This is a genomic window from Rhodoblastus sp. (assembly GCF_052145335.1).
Taxonomy (GTDB): Bacteria; Pseudomonadota; Alphaproteobacteria; order Rhizobiales; family Beijerinckiaceae; genus Rhodoblastus.
In genome coordinates, this window is sequence record NZ_JBKQOU010000087.1 from 1 (window position 1) to 20,610 (window position 20,610).

Genomic DNA, 20,610 nt, shown 5'->3' on the forward strand with positions numbered 1-20,610 from the left:
CGGACCGTTTCGCCGATATGGATTTCGCGGATTTCGCCGCAGCTATGGGTGCGATAGGCGTGCATAAGATTCCAGGCCATGAAAGAGTTGGGCCACGCCTAGCGGAATTTTGCGCTCGCGTGAAGAGGGCGCGGCTTTTTCGCCTTTGACCCGCGCCGGGCTTGGATTATGAAGAATTCATGAGCCTTGTCACAGATTCCAGCGAACTGGCCGCCTTATGCCAGACCCTCAGCCAATATCCCTTTGTCACCGTCGACACGGAATTCCTCCGCGAGACGACTTTCTGGCCGAAGGTCTGCGTGATCCAGGTCGCCTGCGACGAGCGCGCGGCGGCGATCGACGCCCTCGCCCCTGACCTCGACCTGACGCCGTTCTTCGAGCTGATGGCCAATCCCAACATCACCAAGGTTTTCCACGCCGCCCGGCAGGATCTGGAAATCATCTGGAATTTGGCGAAAATCATTCCCGCGCCTTTGTTCGACACCCAGGTCGCGGCCATGGTCTGCGGCTATGGCGACCAGATCGCCTATGGCGAACTGGCGCAGAGCCTCTGCAAGGTGACGCTCGACAAGTCTTCGCGCTTCACCGACTGGTCACGACGTCCGCTCTCCGACGCGCAGGTCGATTACGCCATCGCCGACGTCACCTATTTGCGCGACATCTACAAGGCCCTGCGCCAGAAGCTGGAAAAGACCGGCCGCCTGCATTGGCTGACCGACGAGATGGCGACGCTTTGCAGCCAGGACTCCTATGAGCAGCGGCCCGACCGCGCCTGGGAGCGCTACGCCCACCGCGCGCGAAAGCCGCGCGATCTCGCGGTGCTGACGGAATTGGCGGCCTGGCGCGAACACGAGGCGCAGACCCGCGACGTGCCGCGCTCGCGCGTGCTCAAGGACGATATCATGATCGAGGTCGCCCTGGCCGCCCCGCGCAGCGCCGAGGCGCTCGGGAACCTCAGGGCTTTTCCACGCGGCATGGAGCGTTCGCGCGCCGGCGCGGAAATTCTCGCCGCCATCGAGCGCGGACTGGAGCGTGACCCGAATACCCTGCCGCGCATAGATCGCGAGCGGCGGGGCAACGGCGGCGGCGCGACGGTGGAGCTGTTGAAGGTTCTGCTGCGTCAGGTCGCCGAGAAAAATGGCGTGGCGGCGAAGATGATCGCCACCACCGAGGATCTGGAGGCGCTGGCCGCCGACGATCGCGCCGATATCGCGGCGCTGAAAGGCTGGCGGCGCGAGCTGTTCGGCGAAAAGGCGGTGCAGTTGAAGCACGGCCGTCTGGCGCTGACGGTTGAGAATAACCGCGTCGTCACGCTGGAATATCACGAGGCCGACGCCGAGGGAGAGAGCGTCGACGCCTGAGGCAGCAATCCTGATCCTGAAGGATTTGACGACGCGTTCCGCTCGAAGCGGCCTTGCGTAGGTTCCGACGACGAACTGAACCCGCGCTTGAGACCCTCGATCAATCCAACGATATTCGGAAATACCTCTTTTGGTCCGGTCCGGACTTGGACCGATTCGGTATAAAGTAGCTCATTACCTTGAAATATTGAGAGGATAGCTCTGTATCGACCGGCACATGCGGTTCTTCGAAAAAATGGAGTGGCTGGGGACAGCGCCATCCAGACAGAGCCAGCAGAGCCCGCGATACGAGGCGGGGGCGATCATGAACATTGCGGCATTCCGGATTGCGGAACACTCGGCCGCCGACGCCGGCGAAGTCAGGCGCGTGCTCGCGTCGAGCATTATCGGCACAGCGGCGGAGTGGTACGATTTCTTGATTTACGGCGCGGCGAGCGCGCTCGTCTTCAACAAGCTGTTCTTCCCCATGGCCGACCCGGCGCTGGGCATCGTCGCCGCCTTCGGCACCTATGGCGTCGGCTTTTTCGCCCGCCCCTTTGGCGCGGCCATATTCGGACATTTCGGCGACCGGGTCGGCCGCAAGGCCATGCTCGCGATCACCATCGTCATCATGGGCCTCGGCACTTTCCTGATCGGGCTCCTGCCAACCTACAAGGACGTCGGCGTCCTCGCGCCGATCCTGCTCGTCCTCTTGCGTCTGTTCCAGGGCATTGGGCTCGGCGGCGAATGGGCTGGCGCGGTGCTCATGGTGGTGGAGAACGCGCCGGAGAAAAACCGTGGGCTTCTGGGCTCGATGGTCCAGCTTGGCTATCCGATCGGCAATCTTGCCGCCATCGGCGCGCTTGCGCTGGTCTCGCGATTGCCGGAGGCGGATTTCCTGGCGTGGGGCTGGCGAATTCCGTTCCTGGTCAGCATCTTCATGGCCGGCATCGGCTTTTACATTCGCATGCAGCTTGAGGAGACGCCGGTCTTCCGCGAGATCGAAGCCCGGAAGGAGGTGGCGCGCCTTCCGCTGGTCGAGGTTCTGACCACCCATCGCCGGCCTTTCTTCACCGCCATCGGGCTGAAGCTCTCCGAGATCAGTTATGTCTCCATTGCCGGCATTTTTTCGATCAGTTACGTCACGAGCAACCTCGGCCTGCCGAGGAGCGTCATCCTCAATGCGCTGTTGCTTGCTTCCGCCATCGCCCTCGCCGCAATCCCGTTCTTCGGCTGGCTCAGCGACCGCATTGGCCGCAAGACGATGTTCTACGCAAGTTGCGTCTTTGCGATTGCTTTCGCGTTCCCATTTTTCTGGCTCCTGGACACGAAAGACGCATCCGTCATCACCGTGGCGATAATCATGGCCATCATTTTCGGGCAGATGATCGGCTTTGGCGTCGGGGCGCCTTGGTATTCCGAGCTTTTCACAGGGCGACTGCGATACACTGGCGCGTCGCTCGGCTTCCAGATCGGCGCGGCGATCAGCGGCGGCCTCACGCCTTTTGCGGCGGCGAGTTTCCTCGCGTGGACGAAGGGCGAGACCTGGCCGATTTCGCTCTACCTTATCGTGCTCGCCTGCATCAGCCTTGTCGCGACCATCGCCGCGCCTGAGACGGCCGGCAAGCCGTTGAAGAAGTGAAGCGGCGCCCCTGCCGGCGGTCTGCGAGCGACCATCGCCGCCGCGGGAGAGCGCCGGCCGCGTTGGCGCCAGACCTGGCCAAAGACCAATTTGCGCCCTCGCTCAAGGCCGTCCGAACACCGCAATGGCCAGTCCCGCCATCACCACGCCGATCCCCAGCAGCACGCCGCCGCTCAGCGGCTCGTGAAAAACCAGCGTCGCCGCGCCTATGCCGAATACTGGCACCAGCAGCGAAAAGGGGCTGACCTGCGCCGCCGGATGGCGGCTGAGCAGGAAACTCCACAGGCCAAAACCGATCATCGTCGCGCCATAGGCTAGAAAGGCGGCGCCGCCCCAGACCGCCAGCGTGGGATGCAGGATCGCGCTCGCCACCGCGCTACGGTCTTCCAGCAACAGCGACATGGCGAGCAAGGGCAGCGGCGCGAAAAGGCTCGACCAGACGATGAAGGCGAACATGTTGGTCCGCCCCGCGCGGATCGAGAAGATATTGCCGAGGCTCCAGCAGGCGGCGGCGGCGATCACTGCGACAAAGGGCGCCAGAGGCGTCGCGCCGCCGCGAAAGAAGCCGATCGTCGCGACCCCGGCCAAGGCGACCAGCGCGCCGAAAATCTGAGCTTTGCGCACGCTCTGTCCGAGAAAGAGATAGACCAGCGACATGGTGAACAAGGCCTGGATCTGGATCACCAGCGAGGCCAGTCCCGCCGGCATGCCCATTTTGATGGCGGCGAACAGCAGGCCGAACTGGCCGACCCCGATGCACAGGCCATAGCCGGCGAGATCGAGCAGCTTTACTTTGGGCTTTGGCACGAACAGCACCGCCGGAAAGGCGGCGAGCGAAAAACGTAGCGCCGTGAGGAACAAGGGCGGGGCCTCGGCGACGCCCAGTTTGATGGCGACGAAGCTCACGCCCCACAGGAAGGCGATCATCACGGCGAGCGCCATGTCGCGGGGCGGCAGGCCGCCTTTTTGCGGGCCCGCCTGCGCCGTCATCCGATGACGATGGAAGGCGCGCGGCCGATCAGCCGGCCCAGTTGCTTCAGCCTTCCGTTCAGCCGGTCGCCGGCGAGATCGGCGAGATCGGGCGGCAGGGTCAGCACCAGCTTTCCCCGCACACACAGCATTTTCACCCTGGGCAGCACGCCCGGCATCGACGCCGAAACGATATAGGCGACGCGCTGGACGGCGCCGAGAATGCGCGCCCGGTCCATCAGGCGCGGCGTGGCGAGGCTGCGGATCTGCGGATTGACGTCCTCGTCCATGCCAAGGTGACGATAGGCCACGGCCATGCCCAGAAATGCGCGGCCGGGATGATCGACGCCGACCATCGGCGTATTGGCGAGCAGGTTCAGCGCCAGTTCGGAGCGGTAATCGGGCGAGGTGCGCCAGCCGATGTCGCCATAAAGGCAGGCGGCGTGGCGCAGCCGCTTTTCCTCTATGGTTTCGTCGATATGGCTCGACGCCATGAAGGCGTCGCTCCAGGCGATCATGTCTTCGCCATGCCCTGGCGAGCGCGAACGCAAAAGATTATATTCGCGCGCCGCCTCCAGCAGCGGATCACGCGACCTCTTTTCTTCATCCAACTGGTCGTAAAGCAGGCCTTCGCGCAGGCCGCCGATGGAAATCACCACCTTGCTGGGCTTGCCCCGACGGATGATCTCTTCCAGCACCACCGCGCCATAGGCCAGCGAAGGGCGGCGCTGCGCCGAAATGGCGCCGACGGCGACCAGGGCTTCGGTATCGACGCGCTCGACCAATGAGGCGAAATCGACGGCGTCGCGCGCCGGGATGACATAGCCGTGCATCACTTCGAGCGGGTAATTGCACTGGCGCATGTGCAGTTTGGCGAGCGAGCGCCAGGTGCCGCCGACGGCGTAGAAAGTGCGGCCGCGGAGAAAATCGAGCGGCGCCGCTTCCGCCAACTCGAGCTTGGCGATGCGCTGGGCGTTCTTGATCGAGCGGCCGGAGGCATCCATCAGCGCCAGCGAGCCGAGTTTCAGCGACACGCCCTTGCCGACGTCATCGTCCTTGACGTCGATCAGCTCCAGCGAGCCGCCGCCGAGATCGCCCACCACGCCGTCTGCCTTGTGCACCGTCGAAACCACCCCGAGCGCCGATAGCTGAGCCTCGCGCAAGCCGGAGATCAGTTCGATCGGACACCCGATGGCTTCGCTCGCCGCGCTGAGGAATAGCGCGCCATTGGCGGCGTCGCGCGCCGCAGCCGTGGCCACCGGGCGGACATCATCGATCTGCATGAGCTGGCAGAGTTTTTTGAATCGACGAAGGGCGTCGAGCGCCCGCGCCATGCCCTCTTCCGCCAGCGCGCCGGTGGTCGCCACGCCTTTGCCGAGGCCGCAAAGGGCCTTTTCATTGAAGATCGGCGTCGGCGCGCGGGTCAGCCCCTCATAGGCGACCAGACGCACCGAATTGGAGCCGATATCGACGATCGCCGTTGGCCGCGTGTTCGGCAGCCGCCCCTGACCCTTGCCCATCTCATCCTCTTCTCCATAATCGCGACTGGTCGCCATTATGGAATCCCTCGCATAAGCTCGGTATCGCGTTCGCTCCTGACCATTCCCACAGGTTTAGCCCTGTGAGATTTGGTCTTGGCCTCCGCCGGCCCATTGTCAGCTCCGCTCGCCCCGCCGGATCAGGCTCTTGGGGCTGGAGTCGCGCAGCGACTTGCCGCGCCCCGACAGCGAGGGGTTGGTCATGAAATATTTGTGCACGTTGAACGGCTCATCGTCCGGGTCGCATTCGATGCGCACGCTCGAGCCGTCCTGCAGGACGCGATAGGATTGCTGGTTGTCCATCATGTTGGCGACCAGAATCTGCTCCAGCACCTGTTCGTGAGTGGTCGGATTGGTCACCGGCATCAGCGATTCGACGCGCCGTTCGAGATTGCGCTGCATCAGGTCCGCCGAGGAAATATAGACCGCCGCCTTGGGGTGGGGCAGGCCATGCCCGCAGCCGAAGGCGTAGATGCGGGTATGTTCGAGGAAACGCCCGATGATCGATTTCACGCGGATATTCTCGGATAGTCCGGGGATTCCAGGGCGCAGGCAGCAGATGCCGCGCACCACGAAATCGATCATCACGCCGGCCTGGCTCGCCTGGTAGAGCCCATCGATGATTTCCGGATCGACCAGAGCGTTGCACTTGCCCCAGATCGCGGCCGGGCGACCGGCCTGAGCATGGGCGATTTCCTGGGCGATATGGTCGAGCAGGCGTTTTTTCAGCGAGATCGGCGAGACCGACATGCGCTCCAGCCCGACCGGCTCGGCATAGCCGGTGATGTAATTGAAAATGCGCGACACGTCGCGCCCGATCGCCGCATCGGCGGTGAACAGCGACACGTCGGTGTAGATCTTCGCCGTGATCGGATGGTAATTGCCGGTGCCGACATGGCAATAAGTGGTCAGCGCCCCGCCTTCGCGGCGCACCACCAGCGACAATTTGGCGTGGGTCTTCAGTTCGATGAAGCCGAAAACCACCTGGGCGCCGGCGCGCTCCAGATCGCGCGCCCAGCGGATATTGGCCTCCTCGTCGAAACGCGCCTTCAATTCGACCAGCGCGGTGACGGATTTGCCCGCCTCCGCCGCCTCGATCAAGGCGCGGACGATCGGGCTGTCGGAAGAGGTGCGGTAGAGCGTCTGCTTGATCGCCACGACATTGGGGTCGCGCGCCGCCTGCATCAGGAATTGCACCACCACGTCGAAAGATTCGTAAGGATGGTGGACCACAAGGTCCTTCTGCTTGATCGCCAGGAAGCAATCGCCGCCATTCTCGCGCACGCGTTCGGGGAAGCGCGGATTATAGGGGGTGAATTTCAGCTCGGGGCGCGGCAGGCCGACGACTTCCGAAAGGTCCTTCATCGCCAGCATGCCGTCCAGGGCGATGATCTCGTCCGGCTCGACGTCCAGCTCCGCGGCGACGAAGCCGCGCATTTCCTGTGGCATATGGACGTCGGTCTCTAGCCGGATCACCGAACCGCGCCGGCGGCGCTTCAGCGCTGTCTCGAACAGGCGCACCAGGTCTTCGGCCTCTTCCTCGACTTCCAGATCGCTGTCGCGGATGACGCGGAACAGGCCCTTTCCCATGACCTTGTAGCCGGGGAAAAGCTTCTGGATATGGGTGACGATCAGGGCTTCCAGCAGCACCATGCGCGCGCCCCCGGCCGAGCCGAGCGTCTCCGGCAGGCGGATGAACCGGTCGATCTTGATCGGCATGCGCACCAGCGCATTCATCCGCGCCCCCGTGCTGCTGTTTGCGAGGTCCAGCGCCAGGGTCAAGCCGAGGTTGGGGATGAACGGGAAGGGATGGGCGGGGTCCACCGCCAGCGGCGTCAGCACCGGAAAGACATGGAGGAAGAAATGGTCGTCCAGCCACATTTTTTCCGACTTGCTGAGGTCTTCCGGGTCGACGAAGGCTATGCCTTCCGCCAGCAGTTGCTCCTGCAATTGCCGCCAGCAGCGCAGTTGCTCCTGCGCCAGTTCGCCGACGCGCGCGTTGATCAGCGGCAATTGTTCGCCCGGCGTCAGGCCGTCGTCGGAGGGCGTCTCGACCCCGGAGCGCAATTGCCCGCGCAGTCCGGCGACGCGCACCATGAAGAATTCATCGAGATTATTCGCCGAAATGGAGACGAAACGGACGCGCTCCAGCAGCGGATGCGCTTCGTTGGAGGCTTCGAGCAAGACGCGGCGGTTGAACTCCAGCCAGGAGAGTTCGCGATTGATGAAGCGTTTCGCCGAATCGCGCAGGGACAAGCCATAGGCCTTGCTGTCCTTCGAGGCGGCTTCGCTCAAGGTTTCGCTGTCTTGCAGCACGTTGGTCTGGGTCACCTGATCCTCGCTTGGCGATCGGTTTTAACCGGTTCGGTGACGTACATGTGACAACATCCGCCGGTAAGTGACAAGGGCTCGGTTTATGCGCTTTCTGGACCGTAAAGATCGGGTTGACCGACGAGGTCAGGCGACTCGTCCAGCAATTGCGCCGCCAGCGGGCGGGTAATCGCGCGGCCGCGCGCCAGTCCCTCGCGGTCGAGCGCCGCGACGATCTTCTGCGCCGCCTCGAACGAGCGCTCCAGCCTGAGGCCGAGAAAGCCGATCACCGATTCGTCGACGAGAACCTGCCGGTCGTGAAAAAGCTTTACCAGAATGGCGCGCAGAAAAGCCTCGTCCGGGGCCTCGATGGCGACCTCGGGAGACCGACGCAGACGCGACAGCAGGTCCGGCGTCGCCAGCCCCCACAGGTCCGGCTTTTTCTGCGCGACGATCAGCAGGTTGAGGCCGCTCTCGCCGGCCAGATTGAGGAGATGGAACATTTCCGCCTCCCGCGCGGGACTGTCGTCGGCGTTTTCCAGCACCAGCGCCCTTTCGCCCGAAAGTGCCGGCAAAAGGTCCAGCCTCAGGTCGCCGACCGAAAACGTCCTCGCGCCGGCGCGACGCGCCCAGATCGCGGCGAGATGACTTTTTCCCGCTCCATGCGGGCCGGTGAGCAGCAGCGTTTTTTGCGGCCAGTCCGGCCACAGGCGGACCATCGCCAGCGCCTTTTCGTTGGACGGCGCTTCGAGAAAATCCTCCTCGCCCAGGCCTGGCCGATGCGGCAGGTCGAGCGGCAGTTGCCAAGTCATGTGAATGGACTCGTCATGCAATATCGGGCCCCATGCCGGAAAACAGCGTGCTTTGCTTGTAGCGCCGCGCGGCGAAGCGGATCAGCACCCCCGCCGCCGCCGCCATCGGCACCGCGAGGATCATGCCGGCGAAGCCGAACAGACTGGCGAAGGCGAGAAGGGCGAAAATCAGCCAGACCGGATGCAATCCGACCGAACCGCCTACCAGTTTCGGCGACAAGACGTTGCCTTCGAGAAACTGTCCCGATCCGACCACCGCCATGGCCAGGCCGAACAGGCCGAGATGCGGCCAGCCCTGGACGATGGCGACGACAGCGGAAAACACCAGCGCGGTCAGCGAGCCGACATAGGGAATGAAGCTCAACAGTCCGGCTGAAAGGCCGATGAGAAAGCCGAAATTCAGCCCGATCAAGGTCAGGCCGCCGCCATACCAGACCCCGAGAAACAAACAAACCAGCGACTGCCCGCGTAAAAAGCCGGCCAGCGCGCGGTCGATTTCAGCGGAGAGTTCGAACACCGTGGCCCGGTGGCGAGGCGGGATGAGGCTGCGGATGACGCTGACCATCTCCGGCCAGGACAGCAGCAGATAGAAGGTCACCACCGGGGTGATCACCGCCAGCGTCACCACGCCGACCAGAGCCTGGCCGCCCGACCAGATCGATTTCAGGAAATTGCCGAACCATTGCACGCCCTGCCCGACGAAATTGCCGAGCGATTTCTGGATGCCTTCGGCGCTGGTCATGGAGTCGAGGCCCAGTTTGCTGAGCCATTCGCCGCCATATTGCTGGATCAGCGCCGAGGTCTCGTCCGAAACCAGCCCTTGCAGCTTGGTCACATATTCCGGCAGGCTTTCGGCAAAGCCGACGATCTGGCGGCCGAGGATGGGCGCGACGCCGATTACCACCACCAGCAAGACCAGAATGAACAACAGGAGAATGACCAGCGCGGCGGCGGTGCGGCTGAGCCCGAGCCTTTGCAGCCGCCCGACCACCGGATCGAGAATATAGCCGAGAACCAGCGCCGCCACGAAAGGCGCCAGCACACTGGCGAACAGATAAACGCCAAAACCGAACAGCAGCAGCATCAGGAGCCAGAAAGCGATCTGCCATTCAATGCGCATCGGCTGAAACCTTCCGCCGGGGAGTCGAACTCAACCCAAAATAGTCAGGAAAAAACTCGGGGCATGGTTGCGAAAAACCGGTTATCGACTTTTCGTATCCGGGATTCACGCGCTCATGTGGGTCACCCAACGCCTGAAATAGGCCGCCAGCGAGGCCAGCGTCAATGCCGCGACCAGCCATTGGCCGGCCAACAACCAGGGGCCGGTCCGCCAGGCGAAGGCGAGAGAGGCCAGAACCAGCGCAATAAAGCCGATCTGGGTGAATGTATTGGCCTTGGAAATCCACAAGGGCCGGATTTCCATCGGCCGGTCGAGCAGCCAGGACAGGACGACAGCGCCGATGATCATCAGGTCGCGCGTCACCACCAGCAGGGCCAGAGCCATCGGCAGGACGCCGACGATGGCCAAAGTGACGAAATCGCAAATCAGCAGGGCCTTGTCGGCGACGGCGTCGAGATAGGCCCCAAGTTCCGAGCGCAGGTCGAAACGGCGGGCGACCCAGCCATCGAGCGCGTCTGAAACGCCGGCGACGATGAAAATGGCCAGGGCCTCGGGCCAGCGGCGCGTCGCGATCATGTCCACGCTGACGGGAACCAGCGCCAGCCGCGCCAGACTGATCAGATTGGGCAGAAAGGCGAACCATTTGGTCGACATGTTCGACGGCCTTTTGCGGCGGCGGAGGGATAATATGAGCCAGCGGGGAAAGGGCCGCAAGGCGCCGCTTCCGGCTGCCTTTGCCTTGCCAGCGCCAACTTGAGCGGCTAGAGCAACCAAAACCCGTTCGAAGGATGTTTTCATGTCGCATACCGGGGAGAAGACCGCCGGATTGACCTATGCCGAAGCGGGGGTCGATATCGACGCCGGCGCGCGCATGGTCGAACTGATCAAGCCGCTGGTGCGGGCGACGCGGCGGCGCGGCGCCAATGCGGAAATCGGCGGCTTCGGCGGGTTGTTCGACCTCAAGGCGGCCGGTTTTACCGACCCCATTCTCGTCGCCGCCAATGACGGCGTCGGCACCAAGGTCAAGATCGCCATCGAAAGCGGCATTCACGACACGGTCGGCATCGATCTCGTCGCCATGTGCGTCAACGACCTCGTCGTGCAGGGCGCCGAGCCGCTGTTTTTCCTCGACTATTACGCCACCGGCAAGCTCGATCCCGAGATCGGCGCGCAGATCGTCACCGGCATCGCCGCCGGCTGCCTCGAAGCCGGCGCGGCGCTGATCGGCGGCGAAACCGCCGAAATGCCGGGCGTTTACGCCGGCGAGGACTATGATCTCGCGGGCTTCGCCGTCGGCGCCGCCGAGCGCGGCGACCTGCTGCCGCGAGGCGACATCCAGGAAGGCGACGTGGTGCTGGGCCTCGCCTCTTCCGGGGTTCATTCCAACGGCTTTTCGCTGGTGCGCAAGATCGTCGAGCGCGCCGGGCTGAAATTCTCCGACCCCGCCCCCTTCGCGCCGAAAAAAAGCCTCGGCGAGGCCCTGCTGGAGCCGACCCGCATCTATGTCAAACCCGTGCTCTCCGCGCTGCGCAAAACCCGGGCGATCAAGGCTTTCGCCCATATCACCGGCGGAGGCTATCCGGAAAACATTCCTCGTGTGCTGCCCGACGGGCTCGGCGTGAAAATCGATCTCGCCAGCATTCCGGTGCCGCCTGTGTTTTCCTGGCTGGCGCGGGCTGGCGGCGTCGCCGAGCGCGAAATGCTGCGAACCTTCAATTGCGGCGTCGGCATGATCGCCGTGGTCGACGCCGCCATGGCTTTGGAAGCGGAAGACGCCCTGCGCGCCTCCGGCGAAGAGCCCGTGCGTCTGGGCGTCCTCGTCGCGACGCCGTCGGGCGACCGCGTGGTGTTTGAAGGAAAGCTGGCGCTGTGAGCCAAGGCAAAACCCGCGTCGCCATTCTCATTTCCGGACGCGGCTCGAACATGCGCTCCTTGGTCGAGGCCGCGCGCGCGAAAGATTTTCCGGCCGAGATCGCCCTGGTCCTGTCCAATGTCGCCTCCGCCGAAGGGCTTGAATTCGCGCGCAAACAGGGCGTCGACACGGCGGTGGTCGATCACAGGCGGTTCGCCGATCGCGAAAGTTTCGAGCGCGAGATGCAGGCGACCCTGACGAAACACGCCATCCACCTCGTCTGCCTCGCCGGCTTCATGCGCTTGCTGACGCCATGGTTCGTCGAGCAATGGCGCGACCGTATGCTCAACATCCACCCCGCCCTGCTGCCCTCCTATCGCGGCCTGCACACCCATGAGCGGGCGCTCGCCGACGGCGTGAAGATTCACGGCGCGACGGTGCATTTCGTCGCGCCGGAAGTGGACGCCGGGCCGATCGTGACTCAGGCGGCCGTGCCGGTGCTCGACAGCGACACGCCGGAAACGCTCGCCGCCCGTGTGCTGGAGCAGGAACACCGGATCTACCCGCTGGCCCTGAAACTCGTCGCCGCCGGCGCCGCGCGGGTGAACGGCGCCCGCGTGGGCGTCGAGGTCAAGGGCGCAGTTCCGGCGGCGCTGGTCTGGCCGACGGAGTGAGCCGCTATTCGGACGCTTCCGTTGCCAAACCGCCGCAGAATCCCTGTAAGCTCCCCACAAAGTGACCTGTCGGGAGGGGCAATTGATCACGCTTTACACATTCGGCCCTTATTTCGGCCTGCCTGACGGCAGCCCTTTCGTCACCAAGGCGATGCTGCTGCTGAAAATGGCCGGCCTTTCCTATGTCGAGGACCGCAACGGTTACGCCAAGGCGCCCAAGGGGAAATTGCCCTTCATCGACGACGACGGCGAGAAAATCGCCGACTCGACCTTCATCCGCCTGCACATCGAGAAAAAATACGGTTTCGATTTCGATTCCGGCCTGACCGCAGAGCAGAAAGCCATCGGCTGGTCAGTGGAAAAAATGTGCGAGGATCATCTCTACTGGCTGGTCATCGCCGACCGCTGGCTCATCGACGAGAATTTCGACAAAGGTCCGGCGCATTTCTTCGACGCCGTTCCCGCGCCGATCCGGCCGCTGGTCCGCGCCATGATCCGCCGCAAGATCCGCTCCGACGCGATGGCGCAGGGACTCTACCGCCATACCCCGGAACAGAGGCGCGAGTTGGGACGACGCGGACTGGCCGCCATCTCCGCCCTGCTCGGCGAAAAACCCTTCCTGTTCGGCGACAAGCTGCATGGCGCCGACGCGACTTTGGGAGCTTTCGTCATGGGCGCCCTCTGCCCATTCTTCGACAGTCCGCAGCGGGACGAGGCCGAACGCATGCCCAATCTCGTGGCCTATGCCGAGCGGATCAAGAAGAGCTATTTCGCCTGAAGCGCTTACCCGCGATGAAAAAAGGGCCGCTCCTCGAGCGGCCCTTTGCAGTTCTGGCGAAGATCTTGCCGTCTTGTTCTGTTTTCGAGATCAGAGGGTCGAAACTTGCACGCGGGCGACGCCGGATTGGCGCATGCCCAGCACATTCGCCGCGCCCGAGGAAACGTCGATGATGCGGCCGCGCACGAAGGGCCCGCGATCGTTGATCGTCACCGTGGCCGAGCGGCCGTTGTTGAGATTGGTCACCCTCACCTTGGTGCCGAAGGGCAGCGACCGATGCGCCGCCGTCAAAGCGCCGACATGACCGCCGCTGGCGGTGTGGCCCCTGCCGGAATAGTAGGACGCGGACCCTGACCAGGTTTGCGCCTGAATAGGCGAAGAAAGGAATGAAACACCGATGAACGCGCACGCAACAGCTAATTTACTCAATGCATCTACCTCCGCATTGTTGACGATTAGCGCAGATGAGTTGGCAAATCAGGCAGAATAATGACCATACTAATAGCTAACTATTTAGCGTATTGATTGCTATATTTGATTTTATTTATTTCTTTTGTTTTATGTATACAAAATTAAGATAGACTTTATTCGAGTGCATTTCTGATAAAAGCGAGCACTATACGATTATAAAAGATAAATAAACGTAACAATACGCTTTATAATCTCAAGTAAAGGCAGATAGATTTATTTTGCTGCAGCGCAGCAAAAGCTAGGCGGGCAAACAAAAACGCCGGGCTCAAGGCCCGGCGTCACAGAATTGAAATCTTGGCGCTTAAATCAGCCTACGATTTCGTTGCCCGCAAACCATTGCGCGATTTCCAGGGCCGCGGTCTCCGGAGCGTCGGAGCCGTGGACCGAATTCTCGCCCATGCTCAGGGCGAATTCCTTGCGGATCGTGCCGGGATCGGCCTTTTCCGGATTGGTCGCGCCCATCACGTCGCGATAGGCCTTGATGGCGTTTTCGCCTTCCAGCACCTGCACCACCACCGGCGCCGCCGACATCTGCCCAACCAGTTCGCCGAAGAACGGACGCTCCTTGTGGACGGCGTAGAAAGTCTCGGCCTGGGCCTGGGTCATGTGCACGCGCTTCTGGGCGACGATGCGCAGTCCGGCGGCTTCGATCCGGGCGTTGACCGCCCCGGTCAGGTTGCGGCGGGTGACGTCGGGCTTGAGGATGGAAAATGTGCGTTCAATCGCCATGAATCAGGCTCACCTGTAAAGAGAAACGGTCGCCGCGCTTATAGACGCGGCGACCGAAGGGAGCAAGGTTGTAACTTGGCCGGGGAGCGGCGCTTTTCAGCTTTAAGCCGCTTCGAGCGCCAGGGCGGCGGACTGGAGGATCGCGGCGTAGCGCACGGCCGCCTGGATCGCCTCCGGCGCGACGCCGTGCTCGCGAACCACAGTCTCATGCGAATCCATGCAGGCGCCGCAGCCATTGATCGCCGAAACGGCGAGGCACCACAGTTCGAACTGGTCCTTGGGCACGCCGGGATTGCCGATGAAGGTCATCCGCAACTTCGCCGGGCGCTTGGAATAATCCTTGTTCGAGACCAGATGGCTGAAACGGTAATAGATATTGTTCATCGCCATCATCGTGGCGGCGCCGCGCGCCGCGGTTTCGGCTTCGGGCGAAAGCTGGGATTTCGCCTCCTCGGCGATTTCCGCGACCACTTCGGCGTTGCGCGTCGCCAGGGCGCAGGCGAGCAGCAGGCCCCATTTGGCCTGGGCCTCCAGCAGATCCTCATTGACGATGGCGGAAAGATTCAGGCGCACGTCCTTGGCGAAGTCCGGCAGCCTGCCCTTCAGATTTTCGATCGACATGATGAATCCCCCCAAAAGCAAAAAGGAGGGCGCCCAAATTGGCGCCCTCCCCAAAAAGATCAGAGCGTCGCGCCGCCGACCTGGCGGTTGCAGGGGCAGAGCTCGTCGGTCTGCAGGGCGTCGAGGACGCGCAGCGTGTCCTTGGGATTGCGGCCGACGCTCAGCGCCGTGGCATAGACGTGCTGGATGGTGTTGTCGGGATCGACGATGAACGTATAGCGATGGGCGACGCCCGCCTCGGCGCGAATGTCGAGGCCGTCGATCAATTCGCCGCGGGTGTCGGCGAACTGCCAGATCGGCAGCTTGTCGAGATCCTTGTGGTCGCGACGCCAGGCCAGCTTGACGAATTCATTGTCGCTGGAGCCGCCGAGCACGACAGCGTCGCGGTCTTCGAATTCGCTGGAAAGACGGGCGAATTCGGCGATTTCGGTCGGGCAGACGAAGGTGAAGTCTTTCGGGTAGAAGAAGATCACCTTCCACTTGCCGGGAAAGCTCTCATGGGTGAGCGTCTCGAAGGCGCTGACGCCGTTTTCTTCATGGTTGTTGAAGCCGGGCTTCACGCCGGTGATTTCGAATTCGGGAAGTTGCTCGCCAATACCGGCCATCTGGTGTCTCCATTTTGAAAGGCAGAATGCGGCGCGCCGCATGCTGGTCATCGTCTAACTTAGAATGATTCTAAAAACAACCCATTTTGCGGCGCCGCAGCAAATCCATTTCAGATTTCATTGCGCCTTTGATGACGGCCGGGCCCGCCTAAAGCGTTTTCAAGCGAAGCGGACCCCGGTTCGCGTAAAGAAAACGCGTTAAAACAAAGAACTAAGCCCCGTTCCGATTTTATCGGAGCGGGGCTTTAGGCGTTTTTCCACATTTTGCGAATAGAGCGACATGGCCAGGCAGAAGGAGAGATAGAACAGGGCGGCGAAAACATAGCCCGTCGCGGCGATGGTCGGGCCGGCCCAGACCGGATCGAGCCGCGCCGTATCGACCGTGCGCAAAAAATCGAAAATGCCGACAATGGCCACCAGGGTGGTGTCCTTGAACAAGGCGATGAAATTATTGACGACGCCGGGAACGACCGCGCCGAGCGCCTGCGGCAGCACCACCAGCCTGAGCGTGGCGATGCGGCCAAGCCCCAGGGCCTGCGCCCCCTCGCTCTGGCCGGGCGGCACGGCCATCAGTCCGGCCCGCACCACTTCCGCCATATAGGCGGAAGCGAAAAGCGCGATGCCGGCGAGCGGCCGCAACAGCCGGTCCGGCGACCAGTCCGGCGGCAGGAACAGCGGCAGCATGGTATTGGCCATGAACAAAACCGCGATCAGCGGCACGCCGCGCACGAATTCGATCAGCCCGGCGCTGAGCAGCCTCGCTGCCGGCAGGTTCGAGCGCCGCCCCAGCGCCAGGATGATCCCGCCCGGCAAGGCGACGACAATGCCGGCGAGCGCCGCCAGCAGCGACACCATCACGCCGCCCCATAAATTTGTGCCGACCACGGGCAAGCCAAGAGACGGCGCGCCATGCAGCAAGGCAAAGCCGAGCAGCGGCAGGACGACGAAGAAACCCAGAGCCGCCGCGCCCTTGTGTTTTGCGCGGGGCCACAGCAACCAGACGATCAGCACGGCGGCGAGAGCGAAGGTCACGTCGACCCGCCAATAAAATTCCTGCGGATAGGAGCCATAGAGGAAATAGGGCGTCTTGGCCCTGATATAGGCCCAGCAGGCCCCGGCCCCCGGCGCGCGGCAAGGCACGCCGTCCGTCGCACTCCACACCGCATCCGTCACCAGAAAGCGCCAGAGCGGCGGCAAGGCCAACAAAGCCACCGCCGCAACCAGAACGCTGACAAGGCTCGATTTCCAATCGCCGAACAGGTTCTTGCGCCAATGGGCGAAAAAGTCGCGCGCCATTTTGGGCGGCGGCGACGGCGGGGCGAAAGTCGCGCGGAGAAAGGCCGGCTGGTTCATCGCGCCGTCCCCCAGCTGAAACGCCGCTCGTAAAGCCGCAGAATCGCCAAGGTGGCCAGCGACAGGCCGAGATAGATCGCCATGTCGAGCGCAATGACCTGCACCGCCGCGCCGGTCTGGTTGAGAATGGTGCCCGACACCTGCATCAGGTCGGCAAAGCCGACGAAGGCCGCCAGCGAGGAATTCTTGGCCATGGCGAGGTATTGGCTGATCAGCGGCGGCATGACGATGCGCATGGCCTGCGGCAGGACCACCAATTTCCGGGCCTGCTCGGGCTTGAGGCCCAAGGCCGCCGCCGCCTCGCTCTGTCCGCGCGGAACCGAGTTCACGCCCGCGCGGACGATTTCAGCGATATAGGAGCCGGTATAAAGCGACAGCGCCAGCACCAAAGCGGTGATTTCCGGCGCCAGCCGCAAGCCGCCTTCGACATTGAAGCGGTTGGCGCTGGCGTCATAGATCGGGAAGTCGAGGCCGATCGGCCGTCCCAAGAAGAAGAATGCCGCCAGCGCCGGGCCGACGATCATCAAAGCGGTGACCAGGCCCGAATGCGCGTCGCCCGACCGGCGACGCCAGAAAACCAGCGCGGCGCCGGCGACCAGAGCCAGCGCGACCCAGGAGGCGCCGGGCCCAAATGTGAGAGCCGGCAGATAGAGCCCGCGATTGTTCATCAGCACGCCGGGCGCCGTCAGCGAGCCGGCCGGACCCGGCAAAGGTGAGAGAATCGCCACATACCAGAACAGGATTTGCAGCAGCAGCGGAATATTGCGCAGGGTCTCGACATAGAGCGCCGCCAGTTTCGACAAGGCCCAAAAGCCTGAAAGGCGCGCGAAGCCGGCGGCGAAACCGATGATGGTGGCGAAAATTCCCGCCAGAACCGAGACCAGCATGGTGTTGAGCAGGCCGACCAGCAGCGCCCGCGCATAAGAGGACAGAGGCGAATAGGCGATCAGGCTCTGGTTGAGGCCGAAACCCGCGACGTGATCGAGGAAATCGAACGAGGTCGGAATGCCCCGCGCAGAGAGGTTGGCGCGCGCGTTGGCGAAAGCGGCGAAGAAGACCGCGGCCACCGCCGCCAGCAGCAGCGCCTGAACGGCGAAACTCTTCAGAACTCGAGCACTCATGCGCGCCCTCATCGCACCGGCGGCGCGTATTGCAGCCCGCCTTGTCGCCATTGCGCATTGAAGCCGCGCGGAATTTTCAGCGGTGAATCCTGACCGAGATTGCGCTCGAAAATCTCGCCGTAATTGCCGACCGCCCTGACGATGCGCGCCACCCAATCGGCCGACAGGCCGAGGCCGGCGCCAAAATCGCCCTCGACGCCGAGCAGTCGGCGGATTTCCGGGTTGTCCGAGTTGCGCATTTCCTCGACATTTGCCGAGGTCACGCCCAGTTCCTCGGCGTCGAGCAAGGCGAAATGCGTCCATTTGACCAGGTTGAACCAGCGGTCGTCGCCCTGCCGCACCACCGGGCCGAAGGGCTCCTTGGAAATGATCTCCTGCAGCACGACGTGGTCGTCGGGATGGGAGGTCTTCATCCTCTCGGCGTAAAGCGCCGAACCGTCGGTGGTGAAGGCGTCGCAGCGGCCGGAATCATAGGCCTTGATCGCTTCGTCGGCGGTGGTGAACACCACGGTCTCCGCGTGAAGACCGAATTTGCGGAAATAATCGGCGAGGTTGAGTTCGCTGGTCGTGCCTTGCTGCACGCAGATCGAGGCGCCGGACAGTTTTTTGGCCGAATCGAGCCCCAGGGTTTTGCGGACGAGAAAGCTCTGGCCGTCGAAATAATTGATACCGGCGAACAAAAGCCCCTGCCCCGCCTCGCGCGATTGGGTCCAGGTGGTGTTGCGCGACAACAGGTCCACTTCGCCCGATTGCAGGGCGGTGAAGCGGTCCTTGCCCGACAGCGGCACGAATTTGACCTTGTCGGGATCGCCGAAAATCGCGGCGGCGACGGCGCGGCAATAGTCGATGTCGAAGCCGCGCCACTGCCCGCGATCGTCAGGCAGGCCGAAACCGGCGAGGCCGGTATTGGAGCCGCAGACCAGCGCGCCGCGCTGGCGAACCGTATCCAGCGTTTGCGCGCTCGCGGAAAGGGCGAAAAGGGTGAGGCAAGCGGCGAGAATGAGGCGCGGGTTTTTCAGCAAAACTTTCCTCATCAAGGATTCTATCCAACCGCTATAGCATTTTTCAAAAAGCATTTCTCTTGGCCTCGCGGCGCGCCACTTGACGCGGAGCTCGCCCTGCGGCCAAGACTCTCATCGTAACGAAAGGCCGACCGATGACCCAATCGACCCCGCAATCGCGCAAAAACATGCGCGCGCGCACCAAACTCGTCCATGCGGGGCGCGATCCGTCCGAACAATTCGGCTTCGTCAACACACCGATCTATCGCGGTTCGACCGTGCTGCAGCCGACGCTGGCGGCGCTGGAGTCGCGCCACCTGGGACGCTTTTTCTACGCCACCCACGGCACCCCCACCATCGAGGCGCTGGAGCGCGCCTGGTCGGAGATCGCCGGCGCGGCGGGCACGGTTCTCACCCCTTCCGGCCTCTCGGCGATCTCGCTGGCCCTGCTCACCGCGCTGAAAGCGGGCGACCATCTGCTCGTGACCGATTCCGCCTACCAGCCGACGCGCACCTTCTGCAACGGCTTCTTGCGCCGGATGAATATCGAGACGACCTATTACGACCCGCTGGTCGGCGCCGATATCGAATCGCTGATGCGGCCCAGCACCCGGGCGGTGCTGGTCGAGGCGCCCGGTTCGCAAAGCTTCGAGATGCAGGACATTCCCGCCATCGCCGAAGTCGCCCACATCACGGGCGCCTGCGTGATCATGGACAATACCTGGGCGACGCCGTTGTTCTTCCCGCCGCACGAGCGCGGCGTCGATCTCGCCGTCGAGGCCGGCACCAAATATCTCTCCGGCCATTCCGACCTGCTGCTCGGACTGGTCTCGGCCAATGAGCGGTGGCGAAAGCCGCTGCGCGAAACCTTCGATCAATTCGCCATGTGCGCCGGGCCGGAGGATGTGTTTCTCGCCCTGCGCGGCTTGCGCAGCATGGAGTTGCGGCTGCGCGAGGCGGAGCGGCAGGGCCTCGCCCTGGCGCGCTGGCTGCGTGAGCGGCCGGAAGTTTCGCGGGTGCTGCATCCGGCGCTGGAGGACGATCCCGGCCACAAGATCTGGAAACGCGATTTTTCCGGCTCGTCCGGCCTGTTCTCGGTGATCCTGAAGCCGGCGACGAAGCCTGCACTGGCGGCCTTGCTCGACAATCTCGAACTATTCGGCCTCGGCTATAGCTGGGGCGGCTACGAAAGCCTGGTGATCCCCTTCGATTGCGCCAGATACCGCACCGCGACGCAATGGAATCCGGAAGGTCCGGCCTTGCGCTTTTCGGTCGGGCTGGAAGACATCGAGGATCTCAAGGAAGATCTCGACAAGGGCTTTGCGCTGATGCGCGCTCAAGCCTGACTTTTCGCCCAAAACTCTTTTCCGCGCGGCTTGGGCAACAGTTCGTCGCCCCGCAAGGTGAAGGCGATTTTGCGCCGGGCGAAAACCCGCGCCACGGCCAGCGCCGAACCGGCGCCGAGAATGGCACCGCCCAAGACATCGCTCGGATAATGCGCGCCGATGATCAGCCGCGAGGCGGCGACAAGCAAAGCCAGCGACAACAACAGCGGCGTCGCCCACCATCGGGATTTTGACGGCAGGAAAAAAATCAGCGAAGCCGCGGCGGCGAAAACCGTGGTGGTATGGCCCGAGGGAAAACTCGCCAGCACCGCCTTGGCCGAGAACAGAT

Annotated in this window: 20 protein-coding genes; 6 read left to right on the forward strand and 14 right to left on the reverse strand. The window is 63.2% G+C overall.

Translation table 11 applies throughout. The features are described from left to right. The first annotated feature begins 179 nt into the window (after positions 1-179). Both rnd and ACLP2E_RS06155 read left to right on the forward strand, forming a co-directional pair. Positions 180-1,361 carry a ribonuclease D gene (rnd, locus tag ACLP2E_RS06150; RefSeq protein WP_442465428.1) on the forward strand — a complete coding sequence of 394 codons (1,182 nt, stop codon included), beginning with the start codon at positions 180-182 and terminating at the stop codon, positions 1,359-1,361. Positions 1,362-1,665: 304 nt separating this feature from the next. Beyond that, positions 1,666-2,982 carry an MFS transporter gene (locus ACLP2E_RS06155; protein ID WP_442462107.1) on the forward strand — a complete coding sequence of 439 codons (1,317 nt, stop codon included), beginning with the start codon at positions 1,666-1,668 and terminating at the stop codon, positions 2,980-2,982. A 102-nt stretch (positions 2,983-3,084) separates the two neighbouring features. Here the strand turns inward: ACLP2E_RS06155 and ACLP2E_RS06160 are convergent, their stop codons facing one another. From ACLP2E_RS06160 to ACLP2E_RS06185, 6 genes are all read right to left on the reverse strand, one after another. Further along, positions 3,085-3,972 (reverse strand): EamA family transporter, encoded by an 888-nt coding sequence (locus ACLP2E_RS06160; RefSeq protein WP_442462106.1) that lies wholly within the window; start codon positions 3,970-3,972, stop codon positions 3,085-3,087. Next, complete coding sequence (gene ppx / locus ACLP2E_RS06165) at positions 3,969-5,507, reverse strand: exopolyphosphatase (protein ID WP_442465429.1); 1,539 nt, start codon at positions 5,505-5,507, stop codon at positions 3,969-3,971. Before ppx ends, ACLP2E_RS06160 begins: the two co-directional genes overlap by 4 nt. A 99-nt stretch (positions 5,508-5,606) precedes the next feature. Next, entirely contained in the window at positions 5,607-7,784 is a 2,178-nt protein-coding gene (locus ACLP2E_RS06170) for an RNA degradosome polyphosphate kinase (protein WP_442465434.1), read from the reverse strand. A gap of 119 nt (positions 7,785-7,903) precedes the next feature. Continuing rightward, complete coding sequence (locus ACLP2E_RS06175) at positions 7,904-8,611, reverse strand: hypothetical protein (protein WP_442462104.1); 708 nt, start codon at positions 8,609-8,611, stop codon at positions 7,904-7,906. A gap of 13 nt (positions 8,612-8,624) precedes the next feature. Then, on the reverse strand, positions 8,625-9,731 hold the full coding sequence (locus tag ACLP2E_RS06180; protein ID WP_442462103.1) for an AI-2E family transporter: 1,107 nt from the start codon (positions 9,729-9,731) through the stop codon (positions 8,625-8,627). 105 nt (positions 9,732-9,836) lie between these two features. Then, on the reverse strand, positions 9,837-10,385 hold the full coding sequence (locus ACLP2E_RS06185; RefSeq protein WP_442465430.1) for a CDP-alcohol phosphatidyltransferase family protein: 549 nt from the start codon (positions 10,383-10,385) through the stop codon (positions 9,837-9,839). Positions 10,386-10,527: 142 nt separating this feature from the next. On the opposite strand from ACLP2E_RS06185, the gene purM reads away from it, so the two are divergent. From purM to ACLP2E_RS06200, 3 genes are all read left to right on the forward strand, one after another. Beyond that, positions 10,528-11,604 (forward strand): phosphoribosylformylglycinamidine cyclo-ligase, encoded by a 1,077-nt coding sequence (purM, locus tag ACLP2E_RS06190; RefSeq protein WP_442463297.1) that lies wholly within the window; start codon positions 10,528-10,530, stop codon positions 11,602-11,604. Between the two features lie 50 nt (positions 11,605-11,654). Next, a complete protein-coding gene (gene purN, locus ACLP2E_RS06195) occupies positions 11,655-12,257 on the forward strand; it encodes a phosphoribosylglycinamide formyltransferase (protein ID WP_442465435.1) in 603 nt (200 codons plus the stop codon). 82 nt (positions 12,258-12,339) lie between these two features. Beyond that, complete coding sequence (locus ACLP2E_RS06200) at positions 12,340-13,035, forward strand: glutathione S-transferase family protein (RefSeq protein WP_442463298.1); 696 nt, start codon at positions 12,340-12,342, stop codon at positions 13,033-13,035. Positions 13,036-13,125: 90 nt separating this feature from the next. On the opposite strand, the gene ACLP2E_RS06205 is transcribed toward ACLP2E_RS06200, so the two are convergent. The 7 genes from ACLP2E_RS06205 to ACLP2E_RS06235 form a co-directional block, all read right to left on the reverse strand. Next, entirely contained in the window at positions 13,126-13,407 is a 282-nt protein-coding gene (locus tag ACLP2E_RS06205; protein WP_442465436.1) for a septal ring lytic transglycosylase RlpA family protein, read from the reverse strand. Positions 13,408-13,812: 405 nt separating this feature from the next. Continuing rightward, positions 13,813-14,235 (reverse strand): nucleoside-diphosphate kinase, encoded by a 423-nt coding sequence (gene ndk / locus ACLP2E_RS06210; protein WP_442465431.1) that lies wholly within the window; start codon positions 14,233-14,235, stop codon positions 13,813-13,815. Between the two features lie 102 nt (positions 14,236-14,337). Then, positions 14,338-14,856, reverse strand: a complete 519-nt coding sequence (locus ACLP2E_RS06215) for a carboxymuconolactone decarboxylase family protein (protein ID WP_442463300.1) — start codon at positions 14,854-14,856, stop codon at positions 14,338-14,340. A 59-nt stretch (positions 14,857-14,915) separates the two neighbouring features. Next, positions 14,916-15,461, reverse strand: coding sequence for a peroxiredoxin (locus ACLP2E_RS06220; RefSeq protein WP_442463301.1), 546 nt, complete (start codon positions 15,459-15,461; stop codon positions 14,916-14,918). A 198-nt stretch (positions 15,462-15,659) separates the two neighbouring features. Beyond that, positions 15,660-16,814 (reverse strand): amino acid ABC transporter permease, encoded by a 1,155-nt coding sequence (locus tag ACLP2E_RS06225; protein WP_442465432.1) that lies wholly within the window; start codon positions 16,812-16,814, stop codon positions 15,660-15,662. Further along, complete coding sequence (locus ACLP2E_RS06230) at positions 16,811-17,935, reverse strand: amino acid ABC transporter permease (protein ID WP_442463303.1); 1,125 nt, start codon at positions 17,933-17,935, stop codon at positions 16,811-16,813. Before ACLP2E_RS06230 ends, ACLP2E_RS06225 begins: the two co-directional genes overlap by 4 nt. An 8-nt stretch (positions 17,936-17,943) precedes the next feature. Continuing rightward, on the reverse strand, positions 17,944-18,969 hold the full coding sequence (locus ACLP2E_RS06235) for an amino acid ABC transporter substrate-binding protein (protein WP_442463304.1): 1,026 nt from the start codon (positions 18,967-18,969) through the stop codon (positions 17,944-17,946). Positions 18,970-19,091: 122 nt separating this feature from the next. Between ACLP2E_RS06235 and metC the strand changes: the two genes are divergently transcribed. Continuing rightward, complete coding sequence (gene metC, locus ACLP2E_RS06240) at positions 19,092-20,282, forward strand: cystathionine beta-lyase (RefSeq protein ID WP_442463305.1); 1,191 nt, start codon at positions 19,092-19,094, stop codon at positions 20,280-20,282. Here the strand turns inward: metC and ACLP2E_RS06245 are convergent. Next, positions 20,273-20,610 (reverse strand): phosphatase PAP2 family protein (locus tag ACLP2E_RS06245; RefSeq protein ID WP_442465433.1); only part of this gene is annotated, 338 nt, incomplete at its 5' end. The two genes, metC and ACLP2E_RS06245, sit on opposite strands and share 10 nt — an antisense overlap.

Coding starts and splice junctions, on each gene's coding strand:
- ACLP2E_RS06160 (WP_442462106.1), bottom strand. CDS start 3,972: ATGACGGCGCAGGCGGGCCCGCAAAAAGGCGGCCTGCCGCCCCGCGAC.
- ACLP2E_RS06220 (WP_442463301.1), bottom strand. CDS start 15,461: ATGGCCGGTATTGGCGAGCAACTTCCCGAATTCGAAATCACCGGCGTG.
- ACLP2E_RS06175 (WP_442462104.1), bottom strand. CDS start 8,611: ATGACTTGGCAACTGCCGCTCGACCTGCCGCATCGGCCAGGCCTGGGC.
- ACLP2E_RS06235 (WP_442463304.1), bottom strand. CDS start 18,969: ATGAGGAAAGTTTTGCTGAAAAACCCGCGCCTCATTCTCGCCGCTTGC.
- ACLP2E_RS06185 (WP_442465430.1), bottom strand. CDS start 10,385: ATGTCGACCAAATGGTTCGCCTTTCTGCCCAATCTGATCAGTCTGGCG.
- ppx (WP_442465429.1), bottom strand. CDS start 5,507: ATGGCGACCAGTCGCGATTATGGAGAAGAGGATGAGATGGGCAAGGGT.
- ACLP2E_RS06225 (WP_442465432.1), bottom strand. CDS start 16,814: ATGAACCAGCCGGCCTTTCTCCGCGCGACTTTCGCCCCGCCGTCGCCG.
- metC (WP_442463305.1), top strand. CDS start 19,092: ATGACCCAATCGACCCCGCAATCGCGCAAAAACATGCGCGCGCGCACC.
- ndk (WP_442465431.1), bottom strand. CDS start 14,235: ATGGCGATTGAACGCACATTTTCCATCCTCAAGCCCGACGTCACCCGC.
- ACLP2E_RS06155 (WP_442462107.1), top strand. CDS start 1,666: ATGAACATTGCGGCATTCCGGATTGCGGAACACTCGGCCGCCGACGCC.
- ACLP2E_RS06215 (WP_442463300.1), bottom strand. CDS start 14,856: ATGTCGATCGAAAATCTGAAGGGCAGGCTGCCGGACTTCGCCAAGGAC.
- ACLP2E_RS06180 (WP_442462103.1), bottom strand. CDS start 9,731: ATGCGCATTGAATGGCAGATCGCTTTCTGGCTCCTGATGCTGCTGCTG.
- rnd (WP_442465428.1), top strand. CDS start 180: ATGAGCCTTGTCACAGATTCCAGCGAACTGGCCGCCTTATGCCAGACC.
- purM (WP_442463297.1), top strand. CDS start 10,528: ATGTCGCATACCGGGGAGAAGACCGCCGGATTGACCTATGCCGAAGCG.
- purN (WP_442465435.1), top strand. CDS start 11,655: ATGCGCTCCTTGGTCGAGGCCGCGCGCGCGAAAGATTTTCCGGCCGAG.
- ACLP2E_RS06230 (WP_442463303.1), bottom strand. CDS start 17,935: ATGAGTGCTCGAGTTCTGAAGAGTTTCGCCGTTCAGGCGCTGCTGCTG.